Below are 16347 nucleotides of genomic sequence, written 5' to 3' on the forward strand. Positions count from 1 at the left end.
ATAGAAACAGGGGGAAGCGGGGTGTGACGGAATCTGAATTTTCACAGCTTCATCCCATCCGGTCGGTTGTCTCTGGGTCCATTGCCGTACACAATAGCCAACCGATTTGGATGCCAGAATATTTTGATAAAGATGACGCTACCGTTCAGGGATGACTTGTTGAGCTCCCTTCTGGCTCGTTGCAAGTCAGTGCCACTCTCCCGTTTCAACCAGCCTCTGTTCTGGCTGCTGCTGCTGTTGCTGGCCCAGCAGTGCGCCGTGCTCACCTGGCGTCTGTTCGAGCTGGCCCAGCCATCCCGCAGCGTCCCCTGGCAGCCATCGGTCACCTCGGCCCAGGGCAGTGGTGGCAATCGCCTGGACATCGCCAATCTCAGCCGCCTCTCGCTGTTTGGCAAGGCGCAGCAGCCCAAGGGCGACAAGGTGGCAGATGCCGTCGCAGCCGATGCTCCCAAGACCCAGCTCAATGCCCAGCTCAACGGGGTGCTGGCCAGCACAGAACCAAGCAAGTCCATCGCCATCATCGCCCACAACGGCCTGCAGAACTCCTATGGCATAGGGGATTACATCGACGGCACCCAGGCCAGGATCCGTCAGGTGTTTGCCGACAGGGTCATCATCGCCCGGGACGGCCGTGACGAGACCCTGATGCTGGATGGGGAAGAGTACGGCAAGCCGCTGCCCAAGGTGACGCGGCAGGGGGCCGAGCTCTCCTCCGTTCGCAGCGAGTTGATGAGCAATCCTGGCAAGATCACCGATTATCTCAATATTTCTCCGGTCCGGGTGGATGGTCGCATGGTCGGCTATCGCCTCAACCCGGGCAGCAATCCTGAAGTGTTCAATCAACTCGGACTGGTCGCCAACGATCTGGCGGTCAGCATCAATGGTCTGGATCTGCGGGACAACGCACAGGCCATGCAGGCGATGCAGCAAGTGGCGGGCGCCACGGAAATGACCGTCACCGTCGAGCGGCAAGGACAGCTCTACGACGTCTATGTCGGCTTGTCAGAATAATGAATCGGAGTAGCACCAAGAATGATAAATAAAGGGAAGGGCTGGCGTCTGGCCACGGTGGCGGCAGCCTTGATGATGGCTGGCTCTGCCTGGGCCACCGAGTATTCCGCCAGTTTCAAGAATGCCGACATCGAAGAGTTCATCAACACGGTCGGCAAGAACCTGAACAAGACCATCATCATAGAGCCCTCGGTGCGCGGCAAGATCAACGTCCGCAGTTACGATCTGCTCAACGAAGACCAGTACTACCAGTTCTTCCTGAGCGTGCTCGACGTCTATGGCTTCGCCGTGGTGCCCATGAACAACGGCGTGCTCAAGGTGGTGCGCTCCAAGGATGCCAAGACCTCGGCCATCCCTGTGGTGGATGACAGCAACCCCGGCGTGGGTGACGAGATGGTGACCCGGGTGGTGCCGGTGCGCAACGTCTCGGTGCGGGAACTCGCCCCCTTGCTGCGCCAGCTCAACGACAACGCCGGTGGCGGCAACGTGGTCCATTACGAGCCCTCCAACGTGCTGCTCATCACTGGCCGCGCCGCCGTGGTGAATCGTCTGGTCGAGGTGGTGCGCCGAGTCGACAAGGCGGGTGATCAGGATATGGACGTCATCAAGCTGAAATTCGCCTCCGCCGGCGAGATGGTGCGACTGGTGACCAACCTCAACAAGGATGGCAGCAATCAGGGGGCCAACGCCTCCCTGCTGCTCTCTCCCAAGGTGGTGGCCGACGAACGTACCAACTCCGTGGTGATCAGCGGTGAACCCCAGGCTCGTGCCCGCATCATCCAGATGGTGCGCCAGCTCGACCGTGATCTGCAGAGCCAGGGCAACACCCGGGTCTTCTACCTCAAATATGGCAAGGCCAAGGATCTGGTGGACGTGCTCAAGGGCGTCAGCACCAGCATCGCCGCCGACAAGAAGGGCGGCGGTGCGCCAACCAATACCGGTGGTGGTGCCAGCATAGGGGGTGGCCAGCTCGCCATCTCCGCCGACGAGACCACCAATGCCCTGGTGATCACCGCCCAGCCTGACGTCATGGCCGAGCTGGAGCAGGTCATCGCCAAGCTCGACATCCGCCGCGCCCAGGTGCTGGTGGAGGCGATCATCGTCGAGATCCAGGATGGCGACGGCCTCAACCTCGGGGTGCAGTGGGGCAATGCCAATGGCGGCGGCACCCAGTTTACCGATACCGGTCTGCCGATCGGGCCGGCCATCATCGCGGGCAAGGATTACAAGGACAACGGCAACACCGAGGGGCTCGAGAACCTGCTGGGCAGCTTCAGCGGCATGGCGGCCGGTTTCTACAAGGGGGACTGGGCCATGCTGGTGACGGCGCTCTCCACCAACACCAAGAACGACATCCTCTCGACCCCGAGCATAGTCACCATGGACAATAAGGAAGCCTCCTTCAACGTCGGCCAGGAAGTGCCGGTGCAGAGTGGCTCCCAGAGCTCCACCACCAGCGATCAGGTGTTCAACACCATAGAGCGCAAGACGGTAGGCACCAAGCTGGTGGTAACGCCCCAGATCAACGAAGGGGATTCGGTACTGCTCAACATCGAGCAGGAGGTCTCCAGCGTGGCCCAGACCCAGGCGGCCGGTACCGCCAACCTGGGGCCCACCTTCGACACCCGTACCGTCAAGAACGCCGTCCTGGTCAAGAGCGGCGAGACAGTGGTGCTGGGCGGTCTGATGGATGAGCAGACCAAGGAGAAGGTCTCCAAGGTGCCGCTGCTCGGCGACATCCCGGTACTGGGCTACCTGTTCCGCTCCACCTCCAACACCACGGCCAAGCGCAACCTGATGGTCTTTATCCGGCCGACCATCTTGCGCGATGCCAACGTCTACTCCGGGGTCTCCAGCAACAAGTACACCCTGTTCCGTGCCGAGCAGCTGGATCGGGCCGCCGAGGAGGGCTATGCCACCTCGCCCCCCCGTCAGGTGCTGCCGGCCTATGGTCAGGACGTGATGCTCTCCCCCGAGGTGCAAAAGCAGATTGAACTGATGAGGGCCCAGCAGCAGTCCACCGCCACCGGGGCCAGAACCCAGGTGCAGGGGCAACCCTTCGTGCAGGGTCAACCCTGATGGCGAGCTACTCACTGGACGGGGTCGCGCAACCGGCGGCACTGCCCGAGCTGCCGTTTGCCTTCGCCCGCAACTTCGGGGTGATCCTGACCGAACGCCAGGGCGCCCCCGTGCTGCTCTGCCGCCAGGGGGTGACACCGCAGACCTTGCTGGAGGTGCGCCGGGTGGCGGGGTGCGCCTTCGCGGTTGAGCAGCTGGGTCATGACGAGTTTGAGACGCTGCTGATGGCCCACTATCAGCGCGACTCCTCCGAGGCGCGCCAGCTGATGGAGGATCTCGGCAACGAGATGGACTTCTTCGCCCTGGCCGAAGAGCTGCCCCAGAGCGAGGATCTGCTGGACGCCGACGACGACGCCCCCATCATCCGCCTCATCAACGCCATGCTGAGCGAGGCGATCAAGGAAGAGGCCTCCGACATCCACATCGAGACCTTCGAACGGGCCCTGGTCATTCGCTTCCGTATCGATGGTGTGCTGCGGGAAATACTGCGCCCCCATCGCAAGCTCGCCTCTTTGCTGGTGTCGCGCATCAAGGTCATGTCCCGCATGGACATCGCCGAGAAGCGGGTGCCCCAGGATGGCCGCATCTCATTGCGCATCGGCGGCCGCGCCGTCGACGTGCGGGTCTCCACCATGCCGTCCAGCTACGGCGAGCGGGTGGTACTGCGTCTGCTCGACAAGAACAACGTGCGCCTCGAGCTCAAGCAGCTCGGCATGACGCTGGCCAATCGCAACATCATCAGCGAGCTCATCCGCAAGCCCCACGGCATCATACTGGTGACGGGCCCGACCGGTTCGGGCAAGTCCACCACCCTCTATGCGGCGCTCTCCGAGATCAACTCCCGGGATCGCAACATTCTCACGGTGGAAGACCCCATCGAATATGACCTGGAAGGGGTTGGCCAGACCCAGGTCAACACCAAGGTGGACATGACCTTCGCCAGGGGCCTGCGCGCCATACTGCGTCAGGATCCGGACGTGGTGATGGTGGGGGAAATCCGTGACCTCGAAACCGCCCAGATCGCGGTGCAGGCATCGCTCACCGGTCACCTGGTGATGTCGACCCTGCACACCAACACCGCCATCGGCGCCATCACCCGGATGCGGGACATGGGGATAGAGCCCTTCCTGCTCTCCTCATCCTTGCTGGCGGTGCTGGCCCAGCGGCTGGTGCGCACCCTCTGCCCGGATTGCCGTGCCCCGCATCCCATCTCGGAGCAGGAGCGGATCGCCATGGGTATAGAGCTGGCGCCGGATCAACAGATGTGGCGCCCGGTGGGCTGCGAGCAGTGCAACCACACCGGCTATCGCGGCCGGACCGGCATCCACGAGCTGGTGGTGATCGACGAGGCGGTGCGCGAGGCGATTCACAGTGCCAGCGGCGAGCTGGCCATCGAGCGCCTGATCCGGGGCCATACCCCCAGCATACGCCGCGACGGCATCGACAAGGTGCTCCAGGGGCAGACCAGCCTCGAAGAGGTGCTGCGCGTGACCCGGGAAGACTAAGATGGCTGCGTTCGAATACAAGGCCCTCGACCCCAGAGGCAGACAGAAGTCCGGGGTGATGGAGGGGGACTCCGCCCGTCAGGTGCGCCAGCTGCTGCGCGAGCAGGGGCTGACTCCCCTCGAGGTGAACGAGACCACCGAGAAGGCGAAGCGGGAGGCCAATCGCTTCGTGCTGTTTCGCCGTGGCGCCTCCACCTCCGAGCTGGCCCTCATCACCCGCCAGCTGGCGACCCTGGTGGGCGCCGGGCTGACCATCGAAGAGGCCCTCAAGGCGGTGGCCGAGCAGTGCGAGAAGGCTCACCTGCGTAGCCTGGTGGCCACGGTGCGCAGCAAGGTGGTAGAAGGTTACTCGCTGGCCGATTCGCTGGGCGCCTTCCCCCATGTGTTCGATCAGCTGTTTCGCTCCATGGTGGCGGCCGGCGAGAAGTCCGGTCACCTGGAGAAGGTGCTCAACCGCCTCGCCGACTACACCGAGCAGCGCCAGCACATGCGCACCAAGCTGCTGCAGGCGATGATCTACCCCATAGTCCTCACCCTGGTGGCCGTGGGCGTCATCTCCATACTGCTCACCGCAGTGGTGCCCAAGGTGGTGGCCCAGTTCGAACACATGGGCCAGCAACTGCCCGCCACCACCCGCTTCCTCATCGGTACCAGCGAGTTGATGCAGCACTACGGCCTCTGGTTCCTGTTGCTGCTGCTGGTGGGCGGTTTTGTCTGGCGCTGGTGGCTCACGGATGCCGGACGGCGCCGCCACTGGCATCAGGTGGTGCTGCGCCTGCCGGTCATCGGCCGGGTCAGCCGCGGCCTCAACACCGCCCGTTTCGCCCGCACCCTGAGCATCCTCAACGCCAGCGCGGTGCCGCTGCTGGAGGGGATGAAGATCTCGGGGGAGGTGCTCTCCAACGACTTTGCCCGTCACCGCATCGGCGAGGCGACCGAGCGGGTGCGGGAGGGGACCAGCCTGCGCAAGGCACTGGATGAAACCAAGATTTTTCCGCCCATGATGCTGCACATGATCGCCTCCGGTGAGCAGAGCGGCGAGCTCGACAGCATGCTGGAGCGGGCGGCGGACAACCAGGACAGGGAGTTCGAAACCCAGGTGAACATCGCCCTCGGGGTGTTCGAGCCCATGCTGGTGGTCTCCATGGCCGGGGTGGTGCTCTTTATCGTGATGTCGATCCTGCAGCCGATCCTGGAGCTCAACAACATGGTGAATTTATAAGGTTCGGGTCTCTGGATAGGCTTCGTTATTCGAACCCGTAGGTTTGATTAGCCGGCAGGCGTAATCGAACGATCGCGGTTTAACAATCAATCGTTGGTGGTTCATGCCATCTCATTTCGTTAGGGAGTCAGTCATGCAAAAGCGTCGTCAATCCGGTTTCACCCTGCTGGAAGTCATGGTGGTCATCGTGATCCTGGGGATCCTGGCCAGCCTGGTGGTGCCCAATCTGATGGGCAACAAGGAGAAGGCGGATCAACAGAAAGCGGTCTCCGACATAGTGGCGCTGGAAAACGCCCTCGACATGTACAAGCTGGACAACAACCGCTACCCGACCACCGAGCAGGGGCTGGATGCCCTGGTCAACAAGCCGACAGCGTCGCCCGAGCCACGCAGCTACCGGGAAGGGGGCTACATCAAGCGCCTGCCGCAGGATCCCTGGGGCAACCAGTACCAGCTGTTGAGCCCGGGCCAGTTCGGCAAGATCGACATCTTCAGCATGGGGCTGGACGGCGAAGCCGGGACGGATGACGACATCGGCAACTGGAACCTGAAGGACTTCCAATAAGTGTCTGAGCGCCCGCTGAACCGGATCCTGTGCCCATGAGACGCCATCGTCAGGCGGGTTTCACCCTGCTGGAGGTGTTGCTGGTCGCCATGTTGATGGGACTGGTGGCCACCGCCGTCGTCCTCAGCATGGGGGGGGCCCGGGGGGACAGGGAGCTCGACAAGCAGGCGCGTCGTCTCATGGCGACCCTGCAACAGGCGCAGGAGTATTCGGTGATGGATGGCCGGCTGCTGGGCCTGCGCATCGAGGAGAACGGCTGGCAGTTCATGTCCCGAGCGGCCAAGGATCGAAAATGGCAGGCACTGACCGGCGACAAGCTGCTGGGGCCTGTGCAACTGCCGGAGGGGATCACCCTGGCCGTCGAGCTGGAGGGGTTCAGCTGGCGCACCGAGTCGGACGAAAAGAGCGAGCAGGGCCGCGACGAGAAGGAGCGCACGCCCCAGATCTTCATCTTTCCGGGGGGAGAACTCACCCCCTTCGTGCTGACCCTGAGCCAGCAGGACGAGGATCTGAGCTACCTGCGTACCCTCAAGGGGGACGAGTTCGGTCGCCTCTCCCTGCAAGAAGACGAAGAGGAAGAAGAGTGACGGGCACCAGCGCAGGCGGCGAGGGAGTTCGTAGCGTCACCCCGGCGGGCGGGCCCGCCAGGGCGCGCGGCATGACGCTGCTGGAGGTCATGGTGGCGCTGGCGGTATTTGCCATCGCCGGCCTTGCCGTGATGAAAACCGCCAGCGAGCACCTCTCCGGCCTCAACTACCTGGAGCAGAAGACCCTGGCGACCTGGGTGGTGGAAAACCAGCTGGTGCAGCAGAAGCTCGAGGGCAAGTGGCCGGGAGACAGCTGGGTGGAAGGGGACGAGGAGATGGCCGGGCAGACCTGGTACTGGCGCTATCGTGGCGTCGCCACCAGCGACAGCAACTTCAAGGCCCTGGATGTGGAGGTGCGCACCGCACCCAAGGCAGAGAGCCCGGTGGCCATGATGCGGACCTATATCAGCCGATGATCCCGAGCAACAGCCGTCTTTCCCGCCACAGTGGCTTTACCCTGCTTGAGATGTTGCTGCGGCCATCGCCCATGTCGGTGACCTCAGGCCGACGCTCTGTCCGCCAGGCCGGCTTTACCCTGCTTGAGATGCTGGTGGCCATCGCCATCTTCGCCAGCCTCAGCATGGGGGCCTATCAGGTGCTGCAGGGGGTGCTCACCAGCGACGAGGTGGCCAAGCGCAAGGAGGTTCGCCTCTCCGAGCTGCAGATCGCCTTCAACCTGCTGGAGCGGGACATCACCCAGATGGTGCCGCGCAGCGGCCGCATCGACGGCGAGAACAACAAGGTGCTGCTGGCGGCCTCCCGCTTCGGCCAGCAGAGCGATGACTGGGGCATGGCCTTCATCCGTGGCGGCTGGCTCAATCCGGACGGCATGCTGCCGCGATCCGGCTTGCAGCGGGTGGGCTGGCGACTCAAGGATCAGACCCTGGAGCGGCTGAGCTACCTCTATCCGGATCCCGCGATCGGCACAGAGCCGCGTATTCAGCCGGTGCTGACCGGGGTGACGGCCCTGCGGCTCTATTTCTACGACAAGGGCATGTGGAAGGAGGAGTGGACCCAGCGCGACCTGCTGCCCTATGGGCTGGCGGTGGAGCTGGATCTGGCGGATTACGGCACCATTCGTCGCCAGTTCCTGATCGGGGCCGGTGGCCAGAGGGCTGAAAATGGTAATTGATCGTCGTATCTCCCTGCTCGACATGGAAGATAACGGTACCCTTCGTCGTCGCCAGTTCCTGATCGGGGCCGGCGGCCAGAGGGCAGAGAATGGCAGCTGATCGCCGCACTAGCCCCGGCCGGCAAGGGGGCATGGCCCTGCTGGTGGTGCTGCTCATTCTGTCGGTGATGGTGATCATCGCCAGCAACATGAGCGGCCGGTTGCAGCTGGAGCTGCGCCGGACCAGCAACCTCACCATGGGCAAGCAGGCCTGGTGGTATGCCATGTCGGCGGAGGCACTGGTGATCAAGGTGCTCAACCAGGACTTCAAGGATGACCCCGATGTGGTCAGCCTGGGCCAGAACTGGGCACGGCAGGATGCCGTCTTCCCGGTGGACGACGGCACCCTGTCCGGGCGGGTGCGGGATCTGCAATCCTGCTTCAACCTCAACAGCCTGAGCCTGGCCCTGAAAGAGGGTGAGAGCGGCGATGATCTCGATGCGCAGCCCTATCAGTTCAAGGCGTTCCGGGCACTGCTCGAGGCGCTGGAGGTGGATGAGTACGAGGCTGTGCAGCTCACCGACGCCATCCGCGACTGGACCGACAAGAATACCCAGCTGGTCTCGAGCAACGGGGCCGAGGATGCCTATTACGAGGGGCTCAATCCCCCCTATCTGGTGGCGAACCAGTGGTTGCTGGGCACGGACGAATTGCGGGCCCTGCGCGGTGTGAGCAGCGAGCTCTACGCCCGGCTCGCCCCCTATGTGTGCACCCTGCCAAGCGACAAGCTGGTGGTGAACATCAACACCATCAAGCCGGAGCAGGCGGCCCTGCTGGTGGGGCTCTATCAGGGCAAGATAGGGCTGGACGACGCCAAGCGGGTACTGACCAACCGCCCCAAGAAGGGGTGGAAGGAGAAGAAGGAGATGACGGATGAGCTGTCGGTACAACCCGGCAGCATCACGGGGCTGGACGGCGCGCTGGACATCAAGAGCAGCTTCTTCGAGGCCCGTCTGCTGGCCGAGGTGGGTGATGTGCGGGCCCGGCTGGAGACCGTCTTCCAGCGCGGCAAGGACAACAAGCTGGTGATGCTGCGCCGTCTGAACGACGGTGCCGAATAACAGGGAGATGGCAGGCCTCTGGCCCCCTCTGTCCCGCCCCTTATCTGGACTGCAGCCGACGGCTGCGGCCCCGCCCATCGACGAGGATGCTGGCGGGCATGGCAGGAGAATTATTTGTGAGCGAGAGTCTGGTCATCCGTCTGGGGACCAATGCGCAGCAGCCGGTGCAATGGCTGGTGTGGTCGACGCAGGAGCAGGAGATCATCGCCTCCGGCACCCTGGCCTCGGCCCATGCCCTGGGTGAGCTGCAGGAGCGTGCCGGTGGCCGCCCCGTGGTGACCCTAGTGCCCGGCAGCGATCTCATCTTCCGGCGGGTCAGCCTGCCGGGCAAGTACAGCCGTCAGGCCGCGGCGGCGTTGCCCTATCTGCTCGAGGAGCAGATCGCCTCCGACGTGGACGAGCTGCATCTGGTGGTGCTGGGTCATCAGGGACAGGATGTGGATCTGATGGCGGTGGACAAGGCGAAGATGCAGGAGTGGCTGGCGTGGCTGCAGCAGGCGGGGCTCAAGACCCTGCAACTGCTGCCGGACGTGCTGGCCCTGCCGCCCGCCGCCGAGGGGTGGTCTGCATTGCAACTCGGCGCCGAGTGGCTGATCCGCCAGGACCCCGTCCAGGGGATCGTCGCCGACGAGCCGCTGCTGGCCATGCTGCTGGCGGCCCAGCCCGAACCCGTCACCATCCATAGCCATACCCCGGCTCCCGCCATCGCGGCCGCCAACTGGCAGGCGGCGGATCCCGAGTTGCCCATGCTGCTGCTGGCGAAGGGAGCGCTGACCTGCCAGGCGAACCTGTTGCAGGGGCCCTATCGACCCCAGACCGAATACGGCCGTTACTGGCTGCAGTGGCGCAAGGTGGCGGTGCTGGCGGGGATACTGCTGCTGGTCGCCCTGGCCCAGCGCGGGGTGCAGCTCTATCAACTAGCTGAGCAGGACAAGGCCCTCAAGGCCGAGATCCGGCAGGTCTATACCCGGATCTTCCCGGGGGAGACCCGCATCGTCAACGTCCGCAGCCAGATGAGCCAGCACCTCAAGTCCCTGGGGCAGGCCCCGCAGGGTGGGGTTCTGCTGCTGCTGACCGAGCTGGCGCCGGTGTTTGCCGAGGTGCCCGGTCTCAAGCCTGAAGTGCTGCGCTTCGACGCGGCCAGGGGCGAGCTCAGGTTGCAGGTCACGGCCCCCGGTTTCACCGAGATCGAGCGTTTTCGCGAGCTGGCGGGCAAGCGCTTCGAGGTGCAACAGGGTGAGGTGCGAAGCACAGAGGGCAAGGTGGAAGGGGCGCTGGTGCTGAAGGGGAAATCATCATGATGGACAAACTGCAAGGCTGGTGGCGTGGCATCAGTCCCCGCGAGCAGCGGCTGGTGGCGGTAGGGGGTTGTGCCTTGCTGATCGGGCTCTGCTACTGGGTCATCTGGCAACCCGTCGCCAATCGCATCGACGAGCGGCAGCGGCAGGTGGTCAACCAGCAGCAGACGCTCGCCTGGTTGAAAGAGAAGGGGCAGGAGGTGCTGGCGATGCAGGGGGGGCAAGGCCGCCAGATCGACACCAGCGGTACCCTGGACGGGGTGGTGAACCGCACCGCCTTCAACCAGAAGATCAAGATAGCCCGGCTGCAACCCCAGGGGCAGGAGCTGCAGGTGTGGATAGACACAGTCCCGTTCGAGGATCTGCTGCTCTGGCTCGCGACCCTCTCCGATCAGTACGGAGTCCAGGTGCAGATCATTGAGGTGGCCCGGGAGGGGCTGGCGCCCGGCCTGGTCAAGGTCAGGCGTTTGCAGTTGAGCCGTCCCCAATGACACCAAAAGTACCGAGTGCCGTCCGGTTTTTGGCATGGCGCTCAGTGTTGGCTCCTGGCTTGGCCCGGGCCGGATCCTTGCAGTCGAGTCCTGTTCTATGAAACAAAAAGTCCTGATCGCCGCCCTGTTTCTGGTGGCCTATCTCGGTTTCCTGCTGGTGACGTTGCCCGCCACCCTGGTGGTTCGCCATCTGCCACTGCCCCCCAACCTGGTGCAGCTGGAGGGGGTGAGCGGTACCCTCTGGAGTGGCCAGATTGCCCGGCTGCAATATGCCAGCGAGTCCCTGACCCAACTGCGCTGGGAGCTCGACGGCTGGTCGCTGCTGCGTCTGGCTCCCGAGGTGTCGGTGCGTTTCGGCGACCGCGCCGGCCTCAACGGTCAGGGGGTGATCGGCTGGAATGGCGCCGCCTTCGGTCGTGACATCACCCTGAACGCCCCCGCTCCCTGGCTGCTGGCGCGGGTGCCCACACGCCTGCCCTTCCCCCTGACGGCGGCGGGTCAGCTGCAACTCAAGGTCGATCAGTTCGCCCAGGGCAAGCCCTGGTGTGAGGAGCTCTATGGCAACCTCAACTGGTATGACGCCCAGGCCGATACCCCGGCGGGCAAGCTGCTGCTGGGGGATCCCGAGCTCAAGCTGACCTGTCTCGATTCCCGTCTGGTGGCTGAGCTCAAGCAGGGCTCCGAGGCGGTGCAGGTGCAGGGCAAGCTGGAGTTGCAGGCCAATCGCCAGTATCTGTTCCAGGGCACCCTCAAGCCAGGCCCGGCACTGCCGGATCAGATGAAGCAGGGGCTGCCCTTCCTCGGTCAACCCGACGGTCAGGGCCGCTTCCCGCTGCGCTATCAGGGCAGGATCTGAGGGCGCTGTTCTTGGCAGACCACACCCCGCTTCGGCGGGGTGTGGTCGTTATGGGGCGGGCGTCTCTGGTACGCCGCTCAGTGGCCTGGTGATGAGGTGGTTCAGAAAGAGGCTGAACAGCTCGGCCCGGGAGCCGAGGCGCAGCTTGCCGTAGAGGTGCTTGCGGTGATTCTTCACTGTGCCGCCGCCGATGCCGAGTTCGGCGGCGATGGCTTCGGTATCCAGCCCCTGCAGCAGCAGGCTCGCCACCTGCCGCTCCCGGCGGGTGAGCCTGTCTCCGCCCACGCTGGTCATCGCCTGCTCCACCGCGGTCTTGAGGCTGGCGCCGTCCAGGCTTGCCGGTGCGCCGGGCATCGCACTCTTCGCAGCACCATCAGTGGTTCTCGTCGCCGCGCTCTGGGCCAGCAGCGGCTGGCTCTGGCGCCACTGCTGGCGGCACAGGGAATGCACCAGAGGGAACAAGGCTTCCAGCCTGGCGCGCTCCTTTGGGCGAAGGCTCTGGCGCTTGTCTAGGCGTCCCAGAAACAGCATCAGGGTGAAACCGTCGCGCACCGGCAGGATCAGCCCCACCTCCTCCTGCCAGCCGGTGGCCTGATAGAAGTGGTGGCGGTATTCGGGGTCGAGTCGCCCCTTCGACACCTGCGCCAGGGTCCAGACCCCGGCCTCCAGACCCTGTTCCAGCGCCTGCATAAAGGGATCCTGACTGAAGTGGCTGGTGAGGTAGCGATCGAACAGCAGGGCCCGCTGGTGGCTCAGGTTGTCGTAGAGATAGAGGGGGCGCGGCCCCACCCCGAGCAACAGGGCGCAGTCGAACGCCACCTGCTGCTGGATGAGGCGCACCAGGGCCGCCGCAAAGGCCGGGCTGTGCAGGGCATCGACGGCGGTGGTCAGGCTCTGGGTCAGCGAGTCTGTGGCGAGGGACTGGCTCATGGCGACGGGCTCCGGGTGGCAGGGAGAGGCTCCCCGATATGGACGGGATGCTAGCACGAGAGTGGTAAAACTGTCCCCTGGGGGACATATCCGCCACCAGTCATAGGGGCGAGTATGGCAACTTTCCCCTGCTGTTGGAGACCCCATGATCGACCCCCATTTGCTCACCGACCTGACCGAGCGTGGCCTGGTGGCCCAGATGTCCGACCCGGCGGCCCTGGCCGCCCACCTCGCCACGGCGCGTACCCTCTACTGCGGCTTCGATCCCACCGCCGGCAGCCTGCACATAGGCCACCTGGTGCCACTCCTGATGCTGCGCCGCTTCCAGCTGGCGGGCCACACCCCTGTGGCCCTGGTGGGCGGAGCCACCGGCCTCATAGGCGATCCCAGCTTCAAGGCGACCGAGCGCAGCCTCAACAGCGCCGACAGGGTGCAGGGCTGGGTGGCCAGCCTGTCGGCCCAGATCCGGGCGCTGCTGCCCGCGAGCGAGGGGCTGGCGGCCCCTGTGCTGGTCAACAACGCCGACTGGATGGGGCAGATGTCCGCCCTCGATTTTCTGCGGGACATCGGCAAGCACTTCTCGGTCAACGCCATGCTGGCCCGCGAATCGGTGCGCCAGCGGCTGGCCCGCCCGGATCAGGGCATCTCGTTCACCGAGTTCTCCTACGCCCTGCTGCAATCCCAGGACTTCGCGGTGCTCAACCAGCGCCTCGGCTGCACCCTGCAGATCGGTGGCAACGATCAGTGGGGCAATATCACCAGCGGCATGGATCTCACTCGTCGCCTCCACCAGACCCAGGTTCATGGCATGACCCTGCCCCTCATCACCAAGGCCGATGGCACCAAGTTCGGCAAGACCGAGGGGGGCGCCATCTGGCTGGATCCGGCGCTCACCTCGCCCTACGCCTTCCATCAGTTCTGGCTCGGCACCGCGGACGAGGATGTCTACCGCTTCCTGCGCTACTACAGTTTTATGCCGCTCTCCGAGATCGCCGCGCTGGAGGCGGAAGATGCCCGGCGGCAGGGGCGCAAGCTGGCCCAGCAGGTGCTGGCGGACGAGCTGACGGAACTGGTGCACGGCAAGGGGGCGCTGGCGGCGGCGCGGCGCATCGGCGAACTGCTGTTCAGTGGCGACGTAGCCCGCCTTGGGGAGAGCGATCTCGCCCAGCTGGCCCAGGATGGCATGCCGAGCTGCCGTGTTGAGGAGCAAACGGATCTGGTGACCCTGCTGGTGGAGAGCGGTCTGGCGAACTCCAGGCGTATCGCCCGCGAGCTGCTGGGGGCGGGCGCCATCAGCCTCAACGGCGAGATCCGCCGGGAAGAGCAACTGACGGCGGCCGACCGCTTGTTCGGCCGCTACCTGCTGCTGCGCCGGGGCAAGAAGCAGTATCACCTGGTGATCTGCTCATGAGGTGGTGAGCGCCTCGATGACATAGTCGAGGAAGTGGCCGACCAGGGCCGACTCGGCCCTGCGCTGGGTGTAGAGGGCGTAGAAGTGGGCCCCCTTGGGACGGTAGGCGGGCAGCACCTCGCGTACCCTTCCCTCGGCCAGCTCGGCCGCCACCAGATAGCGGGGCAGGAGTGTGATCCCCAGCCCCTGGCGCATCGCCTCGTGGATCGCCCTCTTGCTGCTGAACGCCAGCTCGCCCGCTACCTCAACGGGGATTTCACGCCCCTGGTTCAGCAGGATCCAGCGTTCGTGGCGGCTGTACTCCTGACTGCGGGTGATGAGGCTGTGCTGGTGCAGATCCTGCGGGGTGGCCAGGGGCGGCTGGGCCTCCAGGTAGGAAGTGCTGGCGCACAGCACCAGATCGTCCACCGCGATGGGGCGCGCCAGGTAGGGCTGGCTGCCAAGCTCTGTGCTGCGAAAGGCCACGTGCAGGTTGTCGCGCAGCAGGTCGGCGCTGCGGTTGCTGAAGTCGGCGATGAGACGCACCTCCGGGTGGTCGGCACGAAAGCGCAGCAGCACCGGGGTCAGCACCACCTCGCCCCAGAGATCCGGCGCCGTGATGCGCAGCTCCCCGCACAGGGCCGAGCGGCGGCGTTGCAGCCCGTCCAGCAACTGCTCGTGCAGGGCGATCATCTGGTCGGCCTGGCGGTAGGCAAGCTCCCCCGCGTCGGTCAGCTGAATCCGGCGGGTGGTGCGGCTCAAGAGCGTGCTGCCGAGGCTCTGCTCCAGGTGGCGCAGATCCTTGGAGGCCTTGCTCGGGGTGATGCCGAGCAAGGCCGCCGCCGCGGCGAAGGAGCCACAGCGGACGATGGCGACCAGCAGGCGCATCAGATAGAGGGTGTCGAGCTTGTGGTGGCTCATGAAAGCTCCGCTGATTATGTCTTGTCAGGAATGAATGTCTTGCTTGTTTGCCAGATTATATCCTGATTGTCCAGGTTTATAGTGGCGGCCATTCCATTGCGATCCCGGGAGAGGGCGATGAACAAGGCACTTGGCGACAGCTTCCACTTCGAGCGGGCCGGTCTGCGGCTCAAGAACCGGGCCGTGCTGGCCCCATTGACCCACAACATGAGCGGCGCCGGGGGAGATCCTGCCCAGGCCGAACTCGACTGGCTGGCGCGTTGCGCCCGCGGCGGCTTCGGCCTGCTCATCGCCGCCGCCACCCAGGTGCAGCCAGGCGGGCGCTGCTGGGCCGGTCAGCCGGCCCTGATGACAGACGCCCAGCAGCAGGCCTTCACGGCCCTGGCCGAGAGTGCGCGGCAGGCGGGGGCGCTGGCGGTGGTACAACTGCATCACGGCGGGCTGCGGGCCCTGCCCGAACTGAACGACGGGGCGCCGGTCGGCCCGTGCGAGCTGGCGCCGGGCGGGCGCTATCCCCTCGGGGTCAAGGGGCTGACGGAGGAGGGGATACTGACGCTGATCGAGGCCTTCGTGCGCGCCGCCGAGCGGGCCCAGGCCGCCGGTCTGCACGGGGTCGAGCTGCACGGGGCCCACAACTTCCTGCTCTGCAACTTCCTCAACCCCCTGCACAACCGGCGCACCGACCGCTGGGGTGGCAGCCTGGCCAACCGGGCGCGGATCCTGGTGGAGATAGTGCGCGGCATCCGTGCCCGCCTGCCTCGCGACTTTCTGGTCGGGGTGCGCCTCTCCCCCGAGAGCTATGCCCATATCCAGGGCATAGCGCTGCCCCACCAGCTGGCGGTGGCGCGCCTGCTGGCAGACGAGGGGATCGACTATCTGCACTTCTCCATGGGGGACAGCTTCAAGGTGGTGGCAGGGGATCCCGAGGGGGGCGCCCTGCTGGAGGCGGTAAGGGTCGGGCTGGGGGGGCGGGTGCCGCTCATGGTGGCGGGCAAGATCCACGACGGCGCCTCGGCCGGTCGGGCGCTGTGCGGCGGCGCCGATCTAGTGGCGGTGGGCACGGCGGCCCTCGGCAACCCGGACTGGATGGAGCGAGTGAGTCGCGGCCAGCCCCTGCATGCGGCCCCCTTCACGGCGGCGCGCCTCACGGAGGTCGGCTTCACCGCGAGCGCCCTCGACTACTTGGCTGGCATGGGGGTACTGGCCCCGCGGGATGCGGCCTGAGGGAGTCCTCATGAGCGAGTGGACCCTGCAGCTGAT

Annotated in this window: 16 protein-coding genes; 14 read left to right on the top strand and 2 right to left on the bottom strand. The window is 65.2% G+C overall.

Annotated elements, in window-relative coordinates:
- The first annotated feature begins 159 nt into the window (after positions 1-159).
- The 12 genes from exeC to exeN all read left to right on the top strand — a co-directional run bounded on the left by exeC (position 160) and on the right by exeN (position 11846).
- Positions 160-1011 carry a GspC family type II secretion system variant ExeC gene (gene exeC, locus WIR04_RS02880; RefSeq protein ID WP_338890326.1) on the top strand — a complete coding sequence of 284 codons (852 nt, stop codon included), beginning with the start codon at positions 160-162 and terminating at the stop codon, positions 1009-1011.
- 21 nt (positions 1012-1032) lie between these two features.
- Positions 1033-3090, top strand: a complete 2058-nt coding sequence (gene exeD, locus WIR04_RS02885; RefSeq protein WP_338890328.1) for a GspD family T2SS secretin variant ExeD — start codon at positions 1033-1035, stop codon at positions 3088-3090.
- Positions 3090-4595 (top strand): GspE family T2SS ATPase variant ExeE, encoded by a 1506-nt coding sequence (exeE, locus tag WIR04_RS02890; protein WP_025328344.1) that lies wholly within the window; start codon positions 3090-3092, stop codon positions 4593-4595. The genes exeD and exeE overlap by 1 nt, the downstream gene beginning before the upstream one ends.
- A gap of 1 nt (position 4596) precedes the next feature.
- Positions 4597-5817, top strand: coding sequence for a GspF family T2SS innner membrane protein variant ExeF (gene exeF, locus WIR04_RS02895; protein WP_025328343.1), 1221 nt, complete (start codon positions 4597-4599; stop codon positions 5815-5817).
- A gap of 133 nt (positions 5818-5950) precedes the next feature.
- Positions 5951-6382 carry a GspG family T2SS major pseudopilin variant ExeG gene (exeG, locus tag WIR04_RS02900; RefSeq protein ID WP_025328342.1) on the top strand — a complete coding sequence of 144 codons (432 nt, stop codon included), beginning with the start codon at positions 5951-5953 and terminating at the stop codon, positions 6380-6382.
- Between the two features lie 35 nt (positions 6383-6417).
- On the top strand, positions 6418-6969 hold the full coding sequence (gene exeH, locus WIR04_RS02905) for a GspH family T2SS minor pseudopilin variant ExeH (protein WP_025328341.1): 552 nt from the start codon (positions 6418-6420) through the stop codon (positions 6967-6969).
- A 71-nt stretch (positions 6970-7040) separates the two neighbouring features.
- The gene (gene exeI / locus WIR04_RS02910) at positions 7041-7385 is read left to right on the top strand and encodes a GspI family T2SS minor pseudopilin variant ExeI (protein WP_025328340.1); all 345 of its coding nucleotides are present in this window, start codon (positions 7041-7043) and stop codon (positions 7383-7385) included.
- A gap of 71 nt (positions 7386-7456) precedes the next feature.
- Positions 7457-8101, top strand: coding sequence for a GspJ family T2SS minor pseudopilin variant ExeJ (gene exeJ, locus WIR04_RS02915; protein WP_338892436.1), 645 nt, complete (start codon positions 7457-7459; stop codon positions 8099-8101).
- Positions 8102-8190: 89 nt separating this feature from the next.
- A complete protein-coding gene (gene exeK, locus WIR04_RS02925; protein ID WP_338890332.1) occupies positions 8191-9201 on the top strand; it encodes a GspK family T2SS minor pseudopilin variant ExeK in 1011 nt (336 codons plus the stop codon).
- Between the two features lie 116 nt (positions 9202-9317).
- Entirely contained in the window at positions 9318-10502 is a 1185-nt protein-coding gene (exeL, locus tag WIR04_RS02930) for a GspL family type II secretion system protein ExeL (protein WP_338890334.1), read from the top strand.
- The gene (exeM, locus tag WIR04_RS02935; RefSeq protein ID WP_307766233.1) at positions 10499-10990 is read left to right on the top strand and encodes a GspM family type II secretion system protein ExeM; all 492 of its coding nucleotides are present in this window, start codon (positions 10499-10501) and stop codon (positions 10988-10990) included. Before exeL ends, exeM begins: the two co-directional genes overlap by 4 nt.
- Before the next feature lie 97 nt (positions 10991-11087).
- A complete protein-coding gene (gene exeN, locus WIR04_RS02940; RefSeq protein WP_111910528.1) occupies positions 11088-11846 on the top strand; it encodes a GspN family type II secretion system protein ExeN in 759 nt (252 codons plus the stop codon).
- Positions 11847-11894: 48 nt separating this feature from the next.
- Here exeN and WIR04_RS02945 read toward each other — a convergent pair whose 3' ends face one another.
- Positions 11895-12776, bottom strand: coding sequence for a LuxR C-terminal-related transcriptional regulator (locus tag WIR04_RS02945; protein ID WP_338890339.1), 882 nt, complete (start codon positions 12774-12776; stop codon positions 11895-11897).
- A gap of 145 nt (positions 12777-12921) precedes the next feature.
- Here WIR04_RS02945 and tyrS point away from each other — a divergent pair, with 145 nt between their 5' ends.
- Complete coding sequence (tyrS, locus tag WIR04_RS02950) at positions 12922-14187, top strand: tyrosine--tRNA ligase (RefSeq protein WP_338890341.1); 1266 nt, start codon at positions 12922-12924, stop codon at positions 14185-14187.
- On the opposite strand, the gene WIR04_RS02955 is transcribed toward tyrS, so the two are convergent.
- The gene (locus WIR04_RS02955; RefSeq protein WP_338890343.1) at positions 14182-15087 is read right to left on the bottom strand and encodes a LysR family transcriptional regulator; all 906 of its coding nucleotides are present in this window, start codon (positions 15085-15087) and stop codon (positions 14182-14184) included. The genes tyrS and WIR04_RS02955 overlap by 6 nt on opposite strands.
- A gap of 117 nt (positions 15088-15204) precedes the next feature.
- Between WIR04_RS02955 and WIR04_RS02960 the strand changes: the two genes are divergently transcribed.
- On the top strand, positions 15205-16311 hold the full coding sequence (locus WIR04_RS02960) for an NADH:flavin oxidoreductase (RefSeq protein ID WP_338890345.1): 1107 nt from the start codon (positions 15205-15207) through the stop codon (positions 16309-16311).
- Positions 16312-16347: the final 36 nt, after the last annotated feature.

It is taken from the genome of Aeromonas rivipollensis (assembly GCF_037811135.1).
Classification (GTDB): domain Bacteria; phylum Pseudomonadota; class Gammaproteobacteria; order Enterobacterales; family Aeromonadaceae; genus Aeromonas; species Aeromonas rivipollensis.

Coding starts and splice junctions, on each gene's coding strand:
- exeD (WP_338890328.1), top strand. CDS start 1,033: ATGATAAATAAAGGGAAGGGCTGGCGTCTGGCCACGGTGGCGGCAGCC.
- exeE (WP_025328344.1), top strand. CDS start 3,090: ATGGCGAGCTACTCACTGGACGGGGTCGCGCAACCGGCGGCACTGCCC.
- exeF (WP_025328343.1), top strand. CDS start 4,597: ATGGCTGCGTTCGAATACAAGGCCCTCGACCCCAGAGGCAGACAGAAG.
- exeG (WP_025328342.1), top strand. CDS start 5,951: ATGCAAAAGCGTCGTCAATCCGGTTTCACCCTGCTGGAAGTCATGGTG.
- exeH (WP_025328341.1), top strand. CDS start 6,418: ATGAGACGCCATCGTCAGGCGGGTTTCACCCTGCTGGAGGTGTTGCTG.
- exeI (WP_025328340.1), top strand. CDS start 7,041: ATGACGCTGCTGGAGGTCATGGTGGCGCTGGCGGTATTTGCCATCGCC.
- exeJ (WP_338892436.1), top strand. CDS start 7,457: ATGTCGGTGACCTCAGGCCGACGCTCTGTCCGCCAGGCCGGCTTTACC.
- exeK (WP_338890332.1), top strand. CDS start 8,191: ATGGCAGCTGATCGCCGCACTAGCCCCGGCCGGCAAGGGGGCATGGCC.
- exeM (WP_307766233.1), top strand. CDS start 10,499: ATGATGGACAAACTGCAAGGCTGGTGGCGTGGCATCAGTCCCCGCGAG.
- exeN (WP_111910528.1), top strand. CDS start 11,088: ATGAAACAAAAAGTCCTGATCGCCGCCCTGTTTCTGGTGGCCTATCTC.
- WIR04_RS02945 (WP_338890339.1), bottom strand. CDS start 12,776: ATGAGCCAGTCCCTCGCCACAGACTCGCTGACCCAGAGCCTGACCACC.
- tyrS (WP_338890341.1), top strand. CDS start 12,922: ATGATCGACCCCCATTTGCTCACCGACCTGACCGAGCGTGGCCTGGTG.
- WIR04_RS02955 (WP_338890343.1), bottom strand. CDS start 15,087: ATGAGCCACCACAAGCTCGACACCCTCTATCTGATGCGCCTGCTGGTC.
- WIR04_RS02960 (WP_338890345.1), top strand. CDS start 15,205: ATGAACAAGGCACTTGGCGACAGCTTCCACTTCGAGCGGGCCGGTCTG.